At 73.4% G+C, this 16,538-nt stretch carries 14 protein-coding genes and 1 tRNA gene; 13 read left to right on the plus strand and 2 right to left on the minus strand.

Translation table 11 applies throughout. The annotated features are described in order from the left end of the window. The first annotated feature begins 1 nt into the window (after position 1). The gene (locus Cus16_RS16645; RefSeq protein ID WP_189319560.1) at positions 2 to 160 is read left to right on the plus strand and encodes a hypothetical protein; all 159 of its coding nucleotides are present in this window, start codon (positions 2 to 4) and stop codon (positions 158 to 160) included. Further along, entirely contained in the window at positions 157 to 618 is a 462-nt protein-coding gene (locus tag Cus16_RS08345) for a RidA family protein (RefSeq protein WP_069712174.1), read from the plus strand. Before Cus16_RS16645 ends, Cus16_RS08345 begins: the two co-directional genes overlap by 4 nt. 78 nt (positions 619 to 696) lie before the next feature. Here Cus16_RS08345 and acs read toward each other — a convergent pair whose 3' ends face one another. Beyond that, positions 697 to 2,649 carry an acetate--CoA ligase gene (gene acs / locus Cus16_RS08350; protein ID WP_069712175.1) on the minus strand — a complete coding sequence of 651 codons (1,953 nt, stop codon included), beginning with the start codon at positions 2,647 to 2,649 and terminating at the stop codon, positions 697 to 699. Between the two features lie 553 nt (positions 2,650 to 3,202). Here acs and Cus16_RS08355 point away from each other — a divergent pair. The 9 genes from Cus16_RS08355 (at position 3,203) to Cus16_RS08395 (ending at position 11,962) form a co-directional block, all read left to right on the plus strand. After that, on the plus strand, positions 3,203 to 4,336 hold the full coding sequence (locus tag Cus16_RS08355) for a CpaF family protein (protein WP_083263821.1): 1,134 nt from the start codon (positions 3,203 to 3,205) through the stop codon (positions 4,334 to 4,336). Next, positions 4,333 to 5,196, plus strand: coding sequence for a type II secretion system F family protein (locus Cus16_RS08360; RefSeq protein ID WP_069712176.1), 864 nt, complete (start codon positions 4,333 to 4,335; stop codon positions 5,194 to 5,196). Before Cus16_RS08355 ends, Cus16_RS08360 begins: the two co-directional genes overlap by 4 nt. Before the next feature lie 84 nt (positions 5,197 to 5,280). Further along, a complete protein-coding gene (locus tag Cus16_RS16855; protein WP_069712177.1) occupies positions 5,281 to 5,544 on the plus strand; it encodes a DUF4244 domain-containing protein in 264 nt (87 codons plus the stop codon). Next, positions 5,541 to 5,885 (plus strand): TadE family type IV pilus minor pilin, encoded by a 345-nt coding sequence (locus Cus16_RS16280; protein WP_069712178.1) that lies wholly within the window; start codon positions 5,541 to 5,543, stop codon positions 5,883 to 5,885. The genes Cus16_RS16855 and Cus16_RS16280 overlap by 4 nt, the downstream gene beginning before the upstream one ends. 461 nt (positions 5,886 to 6,346) lie before the next feature. Continuing rightward, complete coding sequence (gene topA, locus Cus16_RS08375) at positions 6,347 to 9,121, plus strand: type I DNA topoisomerase (RefSeq protein WP_069712340.1); 2,775 nt, start codon at positions 6,347 to 6,349, stop codon at positions 9,119 to 9,121. Next, positions 9,118 to 9,768 (plus strand): dTMP kinase, encoded by a 651-nt coding sequence (gene tmk / locus Cus16_RS08380; RefSeq protein ID WP_069712179.1) that lies wholly within the window; start codon positions 9,118 to 9,120, stop codon positions 9,766 to 9,768. The genes topA and tmk overlap by 4 nt, the downstream gene beginning before the upstream one ends. A gap of 40 nt (positions 9,769 to 9,808) precedes the next feature. Next, positions 9,809 to 10,951, plus strand: a complete 1,143-nt coding sequence (locus tag Cus16_RS08385; protein ID WP_069712180.1) for a DNA polymerase III subunit delta' — start codon at positions 9,809 to 9,811, stop codon at positions 10,949 to 10,951. 258 nt (positions 10,952 to 11,209) lie between these two features. After that, the gene (locus Cus16_RS08390; protein ID WP_069712181.1) at positions 11,210 to 11,845 is read left to right on the plus strand and encodes a TetR/AcrR family transcriptional regulator; all 636 of its coding nucleotides are present in this window, start codon (positions 11,210 to 11,212) and stop codon (positions 11,843 to 11,845) included. 44 nt (positions 11,846 to 11,889) lie between these two features. After that, a tRNA-Thr gene (locus Cus16_RS08395) sits at positions 11,890 to 11,962 on the plus strand. Between the two features lie 152 nt (positions 11,963 to 12,114). Here Cus16_RS08395 and Cus16_RS08400 read toward each other — a convergent pair. Further along, the gene (locus tag Cus16_RS08400) at positions 12,115 to 13,779 is read right to left on the minus strand and encodes an HAD family acid phosphatase (protein WP_069712182.1); all 1,665 of its coding nucleotides are present in this window, start codon (positions 13,777 to 13,779) and stop codon (positions 12,115 to 12,117) included. Positions 13,780 to 13,944: 165 nt separating this feature from the next. Between Cus16_RS08400 and Cus16_RS08405 the strand changes: the two genes are divergently transcribed. Both Cus16_RS08405 and dacB read left to right on the plus strand, forming a co-directional pair. Further along, positions 13,945 to 14,955 carry a Gfo/Idh/MocA family protein gene (locus Cus16_RS08405; protein ID WP_069712183.1) on the plus strand — a complete coding sequence of 337 codons (1,011 nt, stop codon included), beginning with the start codon at positions 13,945 to 13,947 and terminating at the stop codon, positions 14,953 to 14,955. Between the two features lie 59 nt (positions 14,956 to 15,014). After that, entirely contained in the window at positions 15,015 to 16,511 is a 1,497-nt protein-coding gene (dacB, locus tag Cus16_RS08410; RefSeq protein WP_083263822.1) for a D-alanyl-D-alanine carboxypeptidase/D-alanyl-D-alanine-endopeptidase, read from the plus strand. The last annotated feature ends 27 nt before the right edge of the window (positions 16,512 to 16,538 follow it).

Raw genomic sequence — 16,538 nt, forward strand, 5'->3', positions numbered from 1 at the left:
CATGATGCGCTGGGAGTACCGCACGACGCCGTTGATCATCCACAACACGACGGCCATCCTGAACAACTTCGGCGACGAGGGGTGGGAGCTGGTCCAGGTCGTCACGGGCCCCGAGGGCGGCCTCGTCGCCTACCTGAAGCGCCCGAAGGCCGACGCGTGAGCGTCGCCGACCGGCTCGCCGAGCTCGGCATCGAGCTCCCCGGCGTCGCGGCGCCGGTCGCAGCCTACGTGCCCGCCGTCGTCACCGGACGGTACGTGTACACGGCCGGCCAGCTGCCCTTCGTCGACGGTGCGCTCCCCGTCACCGGCAAGGTCGGGGCCGGGGTCGACGCGGACACCGCGACCGCCCAGGCCCGGGTCGCCGCCCTGAACGCGCTGGCGGCCGTCGCGTCCGTGGCCGGGTCGCTCGACCGCGTCGCGCGTGTCGTGAAGGTCACGGTCTTCGTCGCGTCCGACCCGTCGTTCACCGGGCAGCCCGGCGTCGCGAACGGGGCCTCCACGCTGGTCGGCGAGGTCCTCGGGGACGCCGGCGTCCACGCGCGCAGCGCGGTGGGCGTCGCGGTGCTGCCGCTGGACGCGCCGGTCGAGGTCGAGCTGGTCGTGGAGCTGGCCGACTGACGGACCGTCAGCGACCCAGGTCACGTGGGCAGGGCCTCCAGTTCGGACGGACTGGAGGCCCTGCCCACGTTCCGCGCGTCACATGAGTTCCGCGATGGTCGCCATGATCGTCGGGTCGGCGAGCGTGGTCGTGTCGCCGATGCGGCGGCCCTCGGCCGCGTCGCGGAGCAGGCGCCGCATGATCTTGCCGGAGCGCGTCTTCGGCAGTTCCGGGACCACGACCACCTGCCGCGGCTTCGCGATCGCGCCGATCCGCTTGCCGACCCAGTCGCGCAGCTCCTTCGCCACCGCGTCGCGGTCGACGCCCTCTGCCGCCTCGGCGGTCAGGATGACGAACGCGACGACGGCCTGGCCGGTGGTCTCGTCGGCCGCGCCGACGACGGCCGCCTCGGCCACGCCCTCGTGGCCGACGAGTGCCGACTCGATCTCCGCGGTCGAGAGGCGGTGGCCCGACACGTTCATGACGTCGTCGACGCGTCCCTGCACCCAGATGTCGCCCTGTCCGTCGAGGCGTGCGCCGTCGCCCGCGAAGTAGCGACCGGGGAAGCGGTCCCAGTAGGTCTCGACGAAGCGGTCCGGATCGCCCCAGATGCCACGGGCCATCGACGGCCACGGCTCGGTGACGGTGAGGTAGCCGCTCTCGCCCGGGTCGACGCGGTGGCCCTCTTCGTCGACGATCTCGGCGACGATCCCCGGCAGCGGGGTCTGCGCGGCGCCGGGCTTGAGCTTGGTGACGCCGGGGAGCGCGGAGATCATGATCGCGCCGGTCTCGGTCTGCCACCAGGTGTCGACGATCGGGGTGCGGTCGTGCCCGATGACCTGGCGGTACCACTGCCAGGCCTCGGGGTTGATCGGCTCGCCGACGCTGCCGAGCAGGCGGAGCGACTCGAGGCTGCGGGCCTCGGGGATCTGCCGGCCGGCCTTCATGGCGGCGCGGACGGCGGTCGGCGCGGTGTAGAGGACCGTGACGCCGTAGGAGTCGACGATGTCCCACCAGCGACCGGGCTGCGGCTCGTCGGGCGTGCCCTCGTAGAGCACCTGCGTGACGCCGTTCGCGAGCGGGCCGTAGACGACGTAGGAGTGCCCGGTGATCCACCCGATGTCGGCGGTGCACCAGTAGACGTCCTTCTCCGGGTGCATGTCGAACACGTTCCGGTGCGTGTACGCGGCCTGGGTCAGGTAGCCGCCGGAGGTGTGCACGATGCCCTTCGGCTTCCCGGTCGTGCCCGAGGTGTAGAGGATGAACAGGGGCGTCTCGGCGGGGAACGCCTGCGCCTCGTGCTCGGGAGCGGCCTTCGCCAGTTCGTCGTGCCACCACAGGTCGCGGTCGTTCCAGGCGATGTCGTTGCCGCCGCGCTTGACGACGAGGACGTGCTCGACGGTGTCCGTGCCCGCGCCGGTCAGGGCTTCGTCGACCGCGGGCTTGAGCGGCGACACGGTCCCGCGACGCCACCCGCCGTCGGCGGTGACGACGAGCTTCGCGCCGGCGTCCTCGATGCGGGCGCGGAGGCTCTCGGCGCTGAACCCGCCGAAGACGACGGAGTGCACCGCGCCGATGCGGGCGACGGCGAGCATCGTGACGACGGCCTCGGGCACGAGCGGCATGTACACGACCACGCGGTCGCCCTGCTCGACGCCGAGGTCGGTCAGCATGTTCGCGGCGCGGTGCACCTCGGCGGTGAGCTCCGCGTAGGTGATGCGGCGGGTGTCGCCGGGGGCGCCCTCGAAGTGGATCGCGACCCGGTCCCCGTTGCCGGCGCGGACGTGGCGGTCGAGGCAGTTCTCGGCGACGTTGAGCTCGCCGTCGTCGAACCACCTGGCGAACGGGGCGTCGGACCAGTCGAGCGTCCGGGTGAACGGTGTCCGCCAGTCCAGCAGGCTGCGTGCCTGGTCGGCCCAGAAGGCCTCGCGGTCGGCGGTGGCGGCCGCGTGCAGGTCCTCGCCGGCGACGGCGTCGGCGACGAAGGCCGCGGTGGGGGCGAAGGTGGGGCCGTCGTCGTGGCGTTCGTCGGCCCGGATCGGTGTGGACATCGGTGTCCTCTCGCGTCGGTGCGGCAGGGGTGCAGTCGGAGACTACCCCTCGGTCGGCGCGCCGCAGCGACCCGGGCGGGCGCCGCTCGGACATCCGGTCGCGGGGGTTGCCGAGCACGGGTGTTCATGGGGTACAGTGGTTCTTGCCGGACTCGTTTCCGGCGGCACCGGGTCGGATTCCCCCCAATCCACCGATGTCAAGGCGGCACCAGTTCCCCCCAACCGGTGCCGCCTCTTCTTTTTGCCCGACGGGTGTCGCGGAGTGCTCCGGGCAGGGTCGCAGCGATCCGCGTGCTGGTGCCGAACCGTGGACAGACCTGTCCACGCGCTCGTCGCAGACGCCACCCCGGGTGGTCGTGCTCGAGACGGTGCGGCGTTCTGCGGACAGGGCCGGGAGACGGCCCCGCGGCGTGCTGACGGGGCCGGAGCCGAACGGGGTACGGGATTCCGTGGTGGGGTACAAAACCCGCCGTTGGTGTGGATGGTCGCCGCTACCAACAAGGGTGCGCAGACGGCGGACACCCGAGCACGTCGCCGTCCTACCGTCGTCGCCATGCACCGTCACCGAGCCGAGCTCCCCAGGTCCCGTCGGCCCCCGGACGGCGGGCTCCCGCTCGACCGGGTCGCGGCCGGGTCGTCCCCGCCCGCCGTGCCCGTCCGCCGTCCGCCCGCCGCGCACCTGGCGTCCGTGGTCGACGAGCCGTTCCTGCCGGGCGTGCACCGGCTCCCCACCCGGGGCCGCAGGGCGGTCGACGGCGCGGCGTTCGAGGAACTCGCCGCGCTCGTCACGGACGCCGCCACGACGGACGTCCTGGTCGTCGGCGGTCGCGGGACGTGGGTGGACCGGGGGCGCGGCCTCGAGCGCGTCCCACCGGACCTGCCCGAGCGGCGTGTCCGGGCGCTCGCCGCCGAACTCGTGGCCCTCGGCGGACGACACGTCGACGAGACGACACCGTGCGCCGACGTCCGGCACGGCGACGGCGTCCGGGTGCACGTCGTGCTCGCACCGGTCTCGGTGGGCGGCACCGCACTGTCGGTGCGGCTCCCGTCGCCGGACCGACCGACCCTCGCGTCCCTCGAGCGCCGCGGTGCGTTCCGGGCCGTCCCGCGCGCGGTGCTCGAGCGCGCGGTGGCCGAGCGGCGGAACGTGCTCGTCACGGGCGCCACCGGCAGCGGCAAGACGACCGTGCTCGCGGCGATGCTGGCGGCGGTCCCGCACGACGAGCGCATCGTCACCGTCGAGGACGTCGCGGAGCTCCGCGTCGACCACCCGCACGTCGTCGCGCTCGAGGCGCGGCAGGCGAACGCGGAGGGCGTGGGCGCGATCGGGCTCGACCGGCTTGTGCGGGAGGCGCTGCGCATGCGGCCGGACCGGCTCGTGGTGGGCGAGTGCCGGGGCGCGGAGGTGCGGGAACTGCTGTCCGCCCTCAACACCGGGCACGACGGCGGTGCGGGGACGCTGCACGCCAACGGCCTGCAGGACGTCGCGGTCCGGCTCGAGGCCCTCGGTGCACTCGCCGGGCTCGGGCCGGAGGCGCTCGCCCGGCAGGTGGTGAGCGCGGTGGACCTCGTCGTGCACCTCGAACGCACGGGGTCGAGGCGGGGTCTCGCCGCAGTGGGCTCCTGCGTGGTCGACGGCGACGGTCGGCTCGCCGTGCGTCCGGTCCGGGCAGTCGGCCGGGTGTGACCGACCGGCAGGATCCGCGGGCGCGCGACCGGGAGGGCCCGTCGGCGGCCGCGCGGGTCCTCGACCGTGTCGCCGTGCTGGTCGCCGCCGGGGTGCCGGCGCCCCGCGCCTGGGCACTCGTCGGTGGCCGTCCGGCGTCCGCGGGTCCGGCGTGGCGGGACGTGCGGGTCGTCCTCGACGTCGCGGCCCGGAGCGGGGTGCCGTCCGCCGAGGCCCTCCGCGCGCTCGCTGCCGCGATGCGCAGGAGCGCCGCGGCGGACCGGGCGGTGCGCGTCGCGCTCGCCGGACCCCGGACGAGTGCGCGCGTGGTGCTCGCGCTGCCGCTGCTGGGCCTCGGGCTCGGCTGGGCGTGGGACGCCGGCGCGGCCGAGGTCCTGCTGACGCGGCCGGTCGGCTGGGCGTGCTCCGCCCTCGCCGCCGGCCTCGTCGCAGTCGGTCGACGCTGGTCACGGCTCCTCGTGCTCCGTGCCGTCCCCGACGGACGGATCCCCGGGATCGAGCTGGACGCGTGGGCGGTGGCGCTGACCGGGGGTGGCTCGTGGCAGACGGCCGAGGAGACCGTGCGTGCGGCGCTCGCCGACGCCCGCCTGCCGACCGAGCCCGGGCCGGAGGTCGCCGCGCGACTGCGGGAGGCGCTCGACCTGGGGCGACGGGCGGGGGTGCCGGCGGCGGGACTGCTGCGTGCAGCGGCGGAGGACGTCCGCGACGACGCGGCTGCGGCGGGACTGGCCGGGGCGGAGCGGCTGGCGGTGCAGCTCGTGCTGCCGCTCGGCACCTGCGTGCTGCCGGCGTTCGTCCTGGTCGGGGTCGTGCCCGTCGTGGTCGGGGTGCTGTCCTCCACCGTCGGCGGACTCGGCTGAGGCGTCCACAGACCGACGCGACGACGGGGCGCGGGCCGCCGCGGTCCACGACCGTTGGAGCACGACAGGAGAGAGGGGAACGGGATGACCGACACCAGGGCAGCACGACGGACCGCGACAGGCCGAGAGAGGGAGCAGGAGCGGCGGCGCGTCCGCGTCCGCGCCGGGCGGCGCTGGGAGGGGACGGTCCGCAGCCGACTCGCCGGCGACCGCGGATCGGCGACGGCGGAGTACGCCGTGGTCATCCTCGCCGCGGTCGCCTTCGCGGGCGTCCTCGTCGCGGTGATGCGCTCGGGCGAGGTCCAGCAGGTCCTGACCGACCTGGTCCGCGGGGCGCTGGTCCCGTGACCGCCTCCGACCGCGGGCAGGGCGACCGGGGGAGCGTGACCGTCGAGTTCGCGGTCGCGCTGCCCGTCGTCACCCTGGTCATGGTGTCGCTCGTCGCGGGCGTCGTGCTCGCCGACCGAGCCGGGCGACTCCAGGACACCGCCGGTGCCGCAGCGCGGGCCCTCGGGCGCGGGGACGACGGGGCGGCCGCGACCGCGGTGTCGTCCGGCGCGCCCGGGGCGTCGTCGTCGGTCCGCCGCTCGGACGGCCTCGTGTGCATCGATCTCCGGGTGGCCGCTCCCGGACCGTTCGCCCTCCTGCCGCTCCGGGCGACCGGCTGTGCCGCGGAGGGCGGGCGGTGACCGCCGGTGCACGAGCACAGCACGACCACGGGACGGCGACCGTCCTGCTCGTCGCCGCCGTGGCCGTCGTCCTCGTCGTGGCCACGGCGGCCCTGGGGGCGGCGCGGGTGCGCGTCGGCGACGTCCGGGCACGCACCGCGGCCGACGCCGCTGCGCTCGCCGCGGCGGCGGTGCTGGTCGGTCGGGTCGCGGGGACGCCCTGCGCCACGGCCGGCCGGGTGGCGGCCGCGAACGGCGCGGCGCTCGGCTCCTGCGCCACACGGTCGGCGACCGCCCGCGTGCGGGTCGTCGTCGCCCCGGGACCGTTCGCCGTGAGCGCGGTCGCCGTCGCCGGTCCGGCGACCAGCACGTCCGAACAGGGTGTGTATGGTGTGCACGTCGGCCCCCGGTCACCGTCGTCCCGGTCGACCCGGACTCCGCTGGCGTCCAGGGCCGGCACGCACCATCGATCAAGGAGACACGTGCCAGGCACGAAGAAGCTCGTGATCGTCGAGAGCCCCGCGAAGGCGAAGACGATCGCGCAATACCTCGGTGACGGATACGAGGTCCAGGCGTCCGTCGGACACATCCGTGACCTCGTCGAGCCCAAGAACCTGCCCGCCGAGCTCAAGAAGGGCTCGCTCGGCAAGTTCTCGGTCGACGTCGACAACGGCTTCGAGCCCTACTACGTCGTCTCCGACGCGAAGAAGAAGACGGTCACCGAGCTCAAGCGGGCGCTGAAGGAAGCCGACGAGCTCTTCCTCGCGACCGATGAGGACCGCGAGGGCGAGGCCATCGCGTGGCACCTCCTGCAGGTGCTCAAGCCCAAGGTGCCGGTCAAGCGCATGGTGTTCCACGAGATCACCAAGGAGGCCATCCAGCGCGCGAAGGAGGCCACCCGCGAGCTCGACACCGCGCTGGTCGACGCGCAGGAGACCCGCCGCATCCTCGACCGTCTCTACGGGTACGAGGTCTCGCCGGTGCTCTGGCGCAAGGTCGGCCCCGGACTCTCGGCGGGCCGCGTGCAGTCCGCGGCGACCCGTCTCGTCGTCGACCGTGAGCGCGAGCGGCTCGCCTTCGTCTCCGCGAACTACTGGGACCTGTCCGCTCGCTTCGAGAAGGTCGGCGACACCGCCTTCACGGCGCGGCTCGTCCGCCTGCAGGGCACGCGGGTCGCCTCCGGGCGCGACTTCGACGACCGCGGCGCGCTCAAGGGCGAGGCCGTCCGTCTCGACGAGGCGTCCGCCGCCGCCCTGACCGCCGTGCTCGAGGGCGCCGGCGACGCGGTCGTGCGCAACGTCGAGTCGAAGCCGTACACGCGTCGACCCGCCGCGCCGTTCACGACGTCGACGCTGCAGCAGGAGGCCGCGCGCAAGCTCCGGTTCTCCGCGCGCCAGACCATGAGCGTGGCCCAGTCGCTCTACGAGAACGGCCACATCACCTACATGCGAACGGACTCGTCGTCCCTGTCGCAGCAGGCCGTCACCGCGGCCCGCAAGCAGGCCTCCGCGCTGTACGGCCCGGAGACGATCCCGGAGAAGCCGCGCAGCTACGCGGGCAAGAGCAAGAACGCGCAGGAGGCGCACGAGGCGATCCGCCCCGCCGGTGACACCTTCCGCACCCCGTCCGAGATGGAGGGCGTGCTGCGCGGCAACGACTGGCGGCTCTACGACCTCATCTGGAAGCGCACGGTCGCCTCGCAGATGGCGGACGCCAAGGGCTCGACCGCGTCGGTCGTGCTCGGCATCACGTCGACGGAGCCGGTCGCCGGCATCGCCGCGACCGCCACCGGCACCGACGCCGAGTTCACGGCGTCCGGCACCGTCATCACCTTCCGCGGGTTCCTCAACGCCTACGAAGAGGGCCGCGACGAGGACCGCCACAGCGGGGACAACGGCGATGCCAAGCTCCCGCAGATGGCCGAGGGCGACCACCTCGGCGTGAGTGACGTCGAGGCGAAGGGGCACGACACGTCGGCGCCGCCGCGCTACACCGAGGCCAGCCTCGTGAAGACACTCGAGGAGCTCGGGATCGGTCGCCCGTCGACGTACGCGGCGATCATCTCGACGATCATGGACCGCGGGTACGTCACCCAGCGGGGGAGTGCCCTCGTGCCGAACTGGATCGCGTTCAGCGTGGTCCGGTTGCTCGAGGACCACTTCGGCGACCTCGTGCAGTACGACTTCACGGCCGGGATGGAGGAAGACCTCGACCGGATCGCGAGCGGCGACGCCGACCGCATCGACTGGCTCAAGGGGTTCTACTTCGGCGGTGACGACCACCGTGGGCTCCGGACGGTCATCGACAACCTCGGCGAGATCGACGCGCGCGACATCAACTCGGTCGAGCTCGCGCCCGGTCTCACCCTGCGCATCGGCCGCTACGGTCCGTACATCGAGGTCCCGAGCGACGACCCGGAGAAGCCCCGGCGCGTCAACGTGCCCGAGGACCTCGCGCCCGACGAGCTGACCGCCGAGAAGGCGCAGGAGCTCGTCGACGCGCCCGTCGTCGGGGACCGCGTCGTCGGCATCAACCCGGTGACCGGCAAGGAGGTCCTCGCGAAGGACGGCCGCTTCGGCCCCTACGTGACGGAGCGCACCCCGGAGCCGGAGCCGACGGTCGATCCGTCCACCGGCGAGGTCGTCGAGGCTGCCGCCGAGCAGGCCCCGACGTCGACCACGACGAAGGCCGCTGCGAAGACCACGGCGAAGGCCCCCGCGAAGAAGACGACGAAGAAGGCCGCAGCGCCGAAGGAGCGCACCGCGTCCCTGTTCAAGTCGATGGACCCGCAGACCGTGGACCTGGAGACCGCGCTCAGGCTCCTCGACCTGCCCCGCGTCGTCGGGAAGGACCCGGAGTCCGGCGAGGACATCACGGCGCAGAACGGCCGCTACGGCCCGTACATCAAGAAGGGCACCGACACCCGGACGCTGCCGAGCGAGGACGCGATCTTCGACGTCGACCTCCCCGGCGCGATCGAGCTCTTCGCGCAGCCGAAGTACGGTGCCAAGCGGACCGCGAGTGCCGCGCTGAAGGAGTTCGACGCCGACCCGGTGTCCGGCAAGCCGATTAAGATGAAGGACGGCCGCTTCGGTCCGTACGTCACCGACGGCGAGACGAACGCGACCATCCCGCGCGGCGAGGACATCGAGACGGTCGACCACGCGCGCGCCGTGCAGCTCATCGCCGACAAGCGCGCCAAGGGTCCGGTGAAGAAGAAGGCCCCGGCCCGCAAGGCGCCGGCCAAGAAGAAGTGACCGGTCGGTTCATCACCCTCGAGGGCGGCGACGGCGCGGGCAAGACCACCCAGGCCGCGCTGCTCACCGACTGGCTCGAGGCCAACGGTCGGACGGTCGTGCGGACGCGTGAACCCGGGGGGACGGACCTCGGGCAGCGCATCCGCGAGATGGTGCTGCACGAGCGGGGCCACGTCGCCCCGCGTGCGGAGGCCCTGCTCTACGCCGCGGACCGTGCCCACCACGTGGAGACGGTCGTCCGGCCGGCCCTGGAGCGCGGCGAGGTCGTGCTGCAGGACCGGTACATCGACTCCTCGGTGGCCTACCAGGGCGTCGCGAGGGGCCTCGGGGCCGACCGCATCCGGTCCGTGTCGGAGTGGGCCGCCGACGGCCTCGCGCCGGACCTGACCGTGCTGCTCGACCTCGACGTCACGGTCGGCCGCGCCCGTGTGGCCGCGGCGCGGGGCGACACCTTCGACCGGCTCGAGTCCGAGGCCGCCGCCTTCCACGAGACCGTCCGCTGCGCGTTCCTCGACGCGGCCGCCGCGGAACCGGCCCGGTTCCTGGTCGTCGACGCGTCGGCTCCCGCCGAGGACGTCCAACGCGCCGTGCGCACCGCCGTCGGCGCGCTCGTCGGGATCCCGACCACGGGCCCGAGCGCATCGTGACGACCGCCCGCGTGACGGAGGCTGCTGCGAGGATGACCCCGTGAGCGTGTGGGACGGCCTGACCGGGCAGGACGAGGCGGTCGCCGCGCTGCGCAGTGCGGCCGAGGGCCCCGAGGGCACGGGTGGGATGACCCACTCGTGGCTCATCACCGGCCCGCCCGGGTCCGGTCGCTCCAACGTCGCGGCGGCGTTCGCGGCCGCGCTGGTCGGCTCGGGCGCCGACGACGACCACACCCTGCAGCAGATCGCGGCACGGACCCATCCGGACGTCTCCGTGCTGACCACGCAGCGCGTGATCATCACCATCGACGAGATCCGGCACCTCGTCACGTCGTCGCACTACTCGCCGTCGGTCGGTCGCTACCGCGTCGTCATCATCGAGGACGCCGACCGCATGACCGAGCGCACCTCGAACCTGCTGCTCAAGGCGCTCGAGGAGCCGCCGGAGCGCACGGTCTGGATCCTCTGCGCCCCGAGCGAGGCGGACCTGCTGCCCACGATCCGGTCGCGGGTCCGTTCGGTGCGCCTGCGCGTGCCGGACGTGGCGTCCGTCGCGGACCTCATCGTCGCCCGCACCGGGGTGGACCGGGGCCTCGCCACCGACGCCGCACGGCAGGCCCAGAGCCACATCGGCATGGCCCAGCGCCTGGCGACGAGCGAGGACGCCCGTGGCCGCCGTCGACGCACGCTCGAGACGGTGCTCGGCATCCGCTCGGTGGGCGACGCCGTGATGGCCGCTGCCGACCTGCTCGCCGTGGCCGACGAGGACGCCAAGGCGATCACCGTGGAACGGGACAGCGAGGAACGCGACGCCGCACTCCGCTCACTCGGGGTGGCGCCCGGCGGGACCGTGCCGCCCGCGCTGCGGTCCCAGCTCCGCGCACTCGAGGAGGACCAGAAGCGCCGGGCCACCCGGAGCCTCCGCGACGGCCTCGACCGCATCCTCGTCGACGTGTCCTCGCTGTACCGCGACCTGCTCCTGCTCGGTCTCGGCGCGCCGGCCGAACCCGTGAACCTCGCGATGCGCGACCAGCTCGACCGCGCGCTCGCGGTCGTCCCGCCCGCCGCTGCCCTCGAGGTGCTCGACGCAGTCGCCCTGGCACGGCAGCGGATCGCGGCGAACGTCGCCGCCCTGCTGGCACTCGAGGCGCTCCTCGTCACGATCGCCCGCGCGACCCGCTGACGGGCGGATCGGGCGCCCGTCGCCCGTCGCCCGACGGGAGCACCGACGGGACAACCGACGGGAGCACCGACGGGACAACCGACGGGAGCACCGACGGGGGCACCGACGGACGCAAGCGTCCCGACGGACCGGCCACGCGCCTCCCGGCCGACCCGCCGCGGTCGTCCGGGAGGCGCGTGGCCGGTCTCCTCCGTCCGTCCCCGGCAGCCTGCGCACACCCGCAGCCGACGGCCGCACCGGCCGTGAGAAGATCGCGCCATGCCCGACGCCGCACCCGGCCTGCGTGAACGCAAGCGCCGCGCCACCCGTCTCGCGATCCAGCAGGCGGCCCTCCGGATCGCGATCGAGTCCGGCTGGCCGGCGGTCACCGTGGACGAGATCGCCCGCCGGGTGGACGTCTCGCCGCGCACCTTTTTCAACTACTTCCCGAGCAAGGAGCAGGCGCTGCTCGGCGACGATCCGACGCTGCCCGCGGGGCCGGCGCTCGATGCTTTCCGGGCGGGGGGACCGACCGGGGAGCTGCTGTCCGACCTCGCGGTGTTGCTCGTGCACGCGGCCGAGGAACTCGTCGACGACCGCGAGTTGCTCGCCGAGCGCCAGCAGGTGCTCCGTGCAGCGCCCGAGCTGTTCAGCAGGCGGATGGCGTCGATGAAGGAGTTCCAGGCGCAGGTCGAGGACGCCGTCACCGAACGGCTCACGGCGACCGGGGCGGACGTCGACGAGGCCTCGGAGGTGCTCCGGAGGCGAGCCCGCCTGGCGTCCTTGGTCGCGCTCGCGGCGCTCCGGCACGCCTGGTGGGAGTGGTCCGACGGCGGCTCCGCGACCCTCCTCGTGGACGAGCTGCAGCGCTCCTTCGACGAGCTCGGCGCGCTCGTTTCGCGTTCGCTCGTCTGAACCTGTATAGTCGTTACCCGTGCCGCTCCGGGAACGGAGCGTCCGCCGCCTTAGCTCAGTCGGCAGAGCGATTCACTCGTAATGAATAGGTCGTCGGTTCGATTCCGACAGGCGGCTCACAACCGGAACCCCCGGTCGGACAGTGTCCGACCGGGGGTTCCGTCGTTCCGACCCGTCCGGCCGACCCGTCAGGCCGACCCGTCCGGCGCACACGGGAGCCCTGTGCCGTGCCCCTGCCGGACGGAGGCGTCCGGCAGGGGCACGGGTGGTCACGGCAGGTAGTAGGTGGGGTTCGGCAGCTTGACGTTCCGGTCCGCCGACCCACCGATGAGGTCGCTGTACTGGTCGCCGAAGTTCGCGACGATGTCGTACCGACCGCCGGCACGCGACTCGATGTGGGCCCGGGTCTGCGCCTTGTACTCGATCGTGGTGCACTTCGCTGCGGCGCACGTGACGTAGGACGGCTGCTGCGAGGCGCCGACACCGGTCCACTTCGTGTAGTACGTCTCGGTGCCGCGCTCCGTGGCACGGAACTGCGGGTAGCCGACCTTGTTCAGGTCGGCGATGGTCGCCGCCTCCTGGCCGTCGTTGCGGCCGGTGAGCCCGATGATCGTGCAGCCGGAGCGCTCGGCCACGGACACGAGCGAGGTCATCGACGGGGTGGCCGGGAAACGCTCGTCCTGCACCCACTCGTCCTGCAGCGCGGGGTCGAAGACGAAGTGCATGTCCGCGACCTCCATGTCGTAGGTCCAGAGCGTCGTGTCGTCGGCGTCGAGCACGATCGCGGGGTTGCGGTGCTCACGGCTCGCGACGGAGCACTGGGCGGCGACGACGGGCGCCTGTCGCGCGACGATCGAGCGCATCTCGCGGATGTAGGGCGAGTCGGTCTTGTCCGCGATCCCGGTGCCGGGGTCGCCGTAGTACGTTGCGATGGTCTTCTTGACCGAGTCGATGTTCGGGATGCCCTCCCCGCCCTGCGTCACGCCGGACGAGCCGTCCGCCGCCATGGTGAACTGCGTGCGCGGAGCCAGCCGTGGCTCGGACACGCCGGGGAGGTCGGCGGAGGGGAGGAAGTAGGTGGGGTTCGGTAGCTTCAGGGAGCGGTCCGCGTACCCGCCCTGCAGGTCGCTCCACTGGTCGCCGACGTTGAGCGTGATGTCGTAGCCGAGGTCCTGTTCGATGTGCTTGCGCGTCAGGGCCTTGTACTCGACCGTCGTGCACTTCGCGGTGGCGCAGGTGATGTACGACGGCTGCTGCGAGGCGCCGACGCCGGTCCACTTCGTGAAGAACCGGTCCGGGGCGAACGCGGTGTAGCCGACCTTGGTCAGGTTCTGCACGGTGGCGGTCTTCTGGTCGTCGGTGCGACCGGTGAGCCCGAAGACGGTGAACCCCATCGCCTGGGCACGGTTCACGAAGCCCACCATCGAGGGCGTGGCGGCGAAGCGTTCGTCCTGCACCCACTCGTCCTGGCGGGCGGGGTCGAAGACGAAGTGCATGTCCGCGACCTCCATGTCGTAGGTCCAGAGCGTCGTGTCGTCAGCGTCGAGCACGATGGCCGGACGCTGCCCGTGCCGGACGGCGGTGTCGTGCATGCGGCGGAGCTGGCGCGTCTCGCGGTCGACGATCGAGCGCATCTCGCGGATGTAGGGCGAGTCGGTCTCGTCCGCGATCCCGGTGCCGGGGTCGCCGTAGTACGTCGCGATGGTCTTCTTCACCGAGTCGATGTTCGGGATGCCCTCACCGCCCTGCGTCATGCCGGAGGAGCCGTCGGCAGCCATCGTGAAGTGCGTGCGGGGCGTGAGAGCGGTGTCGTGCCCGTGGTCGTGCCCGGGCGGACCCCAGCCGTGTGCGGCGGCGGGGCCGGCGCCGACGAGCGTCGTCGTGAGCAGGACGGCCGCGCTCGTGGCGACGGCGGTGAGGACTGATCGGCGCATGGAGACGGGATCACCTTCGAGTCGGGGAACGCCCCCGGTCGGGGGACACGAGCACGCTAACTGGCCGTGCGCCGAGCGGTCCATGTGGGTCCGCACAGGAAGCGAGTACTGCCCGGGGAGCGGTCCCGCGGACGGCGCGGGACCGACCGCTGGTAGACAGGGGCCATGACGGTTCGCTGGGGAGTCATCGGCACGGGCGGCATCGCACGCTCCTTCGTGGTGGACTGCACCGCCGCGGGGATCGAGTTCGTCGCGGTCGGCAGCCGCACGCGTGCGAGCGCCGAGGCGTTCGCCGCTGAGCACGGCATCGCCCGTGCTCACGGTTCCTACGAGGACCTGGTGGCCGACGAGGGGGTCGACGCGGTCTACGTCGCCACACCCCACTCGCGGCACGCCGAGGACGCCCTCCTCGCCGTCGCCGCCGGCAAGCACGTGCTCGTCGAGAAGGCGTTCACGATCACCGCAGCCGAGGCCCGCCGGGTCGTCGACGCGGCCCGTCGCGCCGACGTCGCCGTCATGGAGGCGATGTGGACCCGGTTCCTCCCGCAGATGCGGATGATCCGCGAGCTGATCGCCGAGGGGCGGATCGGCCGACCGCGACTCGTCGAGGCGACGCACCACCAGGCCCTGCCGAGCGACCCGCACCACCGCCTCAACGACCCTGCGCTGGGCGGCGGCGCGATGCTCGACCTCGGTGTGTACCCGATCTCGTTCGCGGTCGACGTCCTCGGGGTCCCGACGGCCGTGACCGCCGCGGGCACGCTGAGCGACCGGGGCGTCGACACGCAGGTGGGTCTCGTGCTCACGCACGAGGGCGGCGCGCAGTCGACGGTGCACTTCGCCCTCGACCTCCGCAGCCCGAACACCGCCTCGGTGATCGGCGAGGACGGCCGCATCGACCTCGACGACACCTGGTACACCCCGACGACCTGGCGACTGCGGGACCGGGACGGTGCGGTCGTCGAGGAGTACGACTCCCGCGAGCAGCTCGCCGGGTACGCGCACGAGGCCCGCGCGTTCGAGGAGATGATCACCTCGGGCACGCACGAGGGCGGCCCGATGGACCCCGAGGAGACGGTGGCCGTCATGGCGGTGATGGACGAGGCCCGACGTCAGGTCGGCGTCCGCTACGCGGCCGACGACGAGGACGGTCCGGCACCCGCCTCCGTCGCCTGACCCCCGGGCGCGGATCCCGGTCTGGAGGCCCGTGGCCGGGTTCCGTAGGATCGTTCGCGATGTCCGACCAGCAGCCCTCGTCGAAGTCCCTCCCGACGCGCATCCGCGACGCGGTCGCCGCCGTGCGCCGCTCGGCTTCCCGACGTCCCGTGCCGTGGATCGCCGGTGGCCTGGCCGGCGTCCTGGTCCTCGGCTCCGGCGGGGCCGTCGCGGTCGCCGCCGCGACCATGCCGTCGCGCGGGTCCGCGGCGCCGACCGTCGCCGCGAGCACGTCCTCCGCCCCCGTGACGCCGCGTGCGTCGGGGACCCCGAGCGCGACGCCGACCCCGGACGCCCGGGCTGTCCCCGCCGACCCCGCGGGTCCGTCGGCACTCCGCACGTGCACGATCGACTCCGCCGCGTCCGCCGCGGGCCTCGGCGACTTCGAGGGCTTCGTGATGGACGCGGCGACCGGCGAGACGCTGTTCTCGAGGAAGGGCACGGAGGCCGCCCAGACCGGCAGCGTCATGAAGACGCTCACGAGCGCCACCGCGCTGGCCGTGCTGGGCGGTGACCACCGCATCCCGACCACCGTGACGAAGGAGGCGGACGACACGATCGCCCTGGTCGGGCACGGCGACGCGACGCTGTCGGCCGGGAACGGCACGGTGTACCCGGGCGCCCCGACCCTGGCGCAGCTCGCCCAGCAGGTGAAGGCGGAGCTCGGCGACGCACCCGTCACGACGATCGTCGCGGACGACAGCTACTGGGACGACGCCGACGCGTGGGACCCGACGTGGCCGGAGACCGAACGGACGATCGGGTACCAGCCGCGGGTCACGGCGCTGATGGTCGACGGCGACCGTGCGAACCCCGCCGCGGCCACGTCGCCGCGCTCCACCGACCCGGTCGGTCGCGCCGGTGCGGCGTTCCGGACCGCGCTGGCGGCCGCCGGGGTCGTCGGTGCCGGGAACGCGCAGGTCGTGCACCGTGCGACGACGAGCTCGGACACGATCGCCTCGGTGTCGTCGCAGCCCGTCTCGACGCTGATCGGGCAGATGATCCCGAACTCCGACAACACCCTCGCGGAGATGCTCGCCCGGGTCTCGTCGCGGGAGTCCGGCGCGGGCGGTTCCGCTGCGTCCCTGACCGGGGTGTACCAGAAGGCCCTGGCGGGCTACGGGCTCGACCCGGCCGGCATCGTGATCCGGGACGGTTCGGGGGAGAGCGCGTCGAACGCGGTGTCGCCGGCGTTCGTCGCCCACCTCATGGTGCAGGTCGCCGCGGGCGCGAAGGGCCTCGGGGTGCTCGCCGAGTCGTTGCCGGTCGCGGGGGTGTCCGGCACGCTGTCGAGCCGCTTCAAGGGCGCGAACGCGGTCGCCCGCGGCAAGGTGCACGCGAAGACGGGTTGGATCGACAGCGCGAACACGCTGGGCGGGTACATCGACGCCGCCGACGGCACCCGGCTGACCTTCGCCTTCTACGCCATCGGTTCCTCGCGGGCGGCCGCCCTGCCGGCGCTCGACGCCGTGACCGCGGCGACGTACTCCTGCGGCGGCAGCCTGACCTCGTCCTGAGCCTCACCGCGCCCGGAGGCTCGGGGT

Source organism: Curtobacterium sp. ER1/6, assembly GCF_001742745.1.
Classification (GTDB): Bacteria; Actinomycetota; Actinomycetes; order Actinomycetales; family Microbacteriaceae; genus Curtobacterium; species Curtobacterium citri.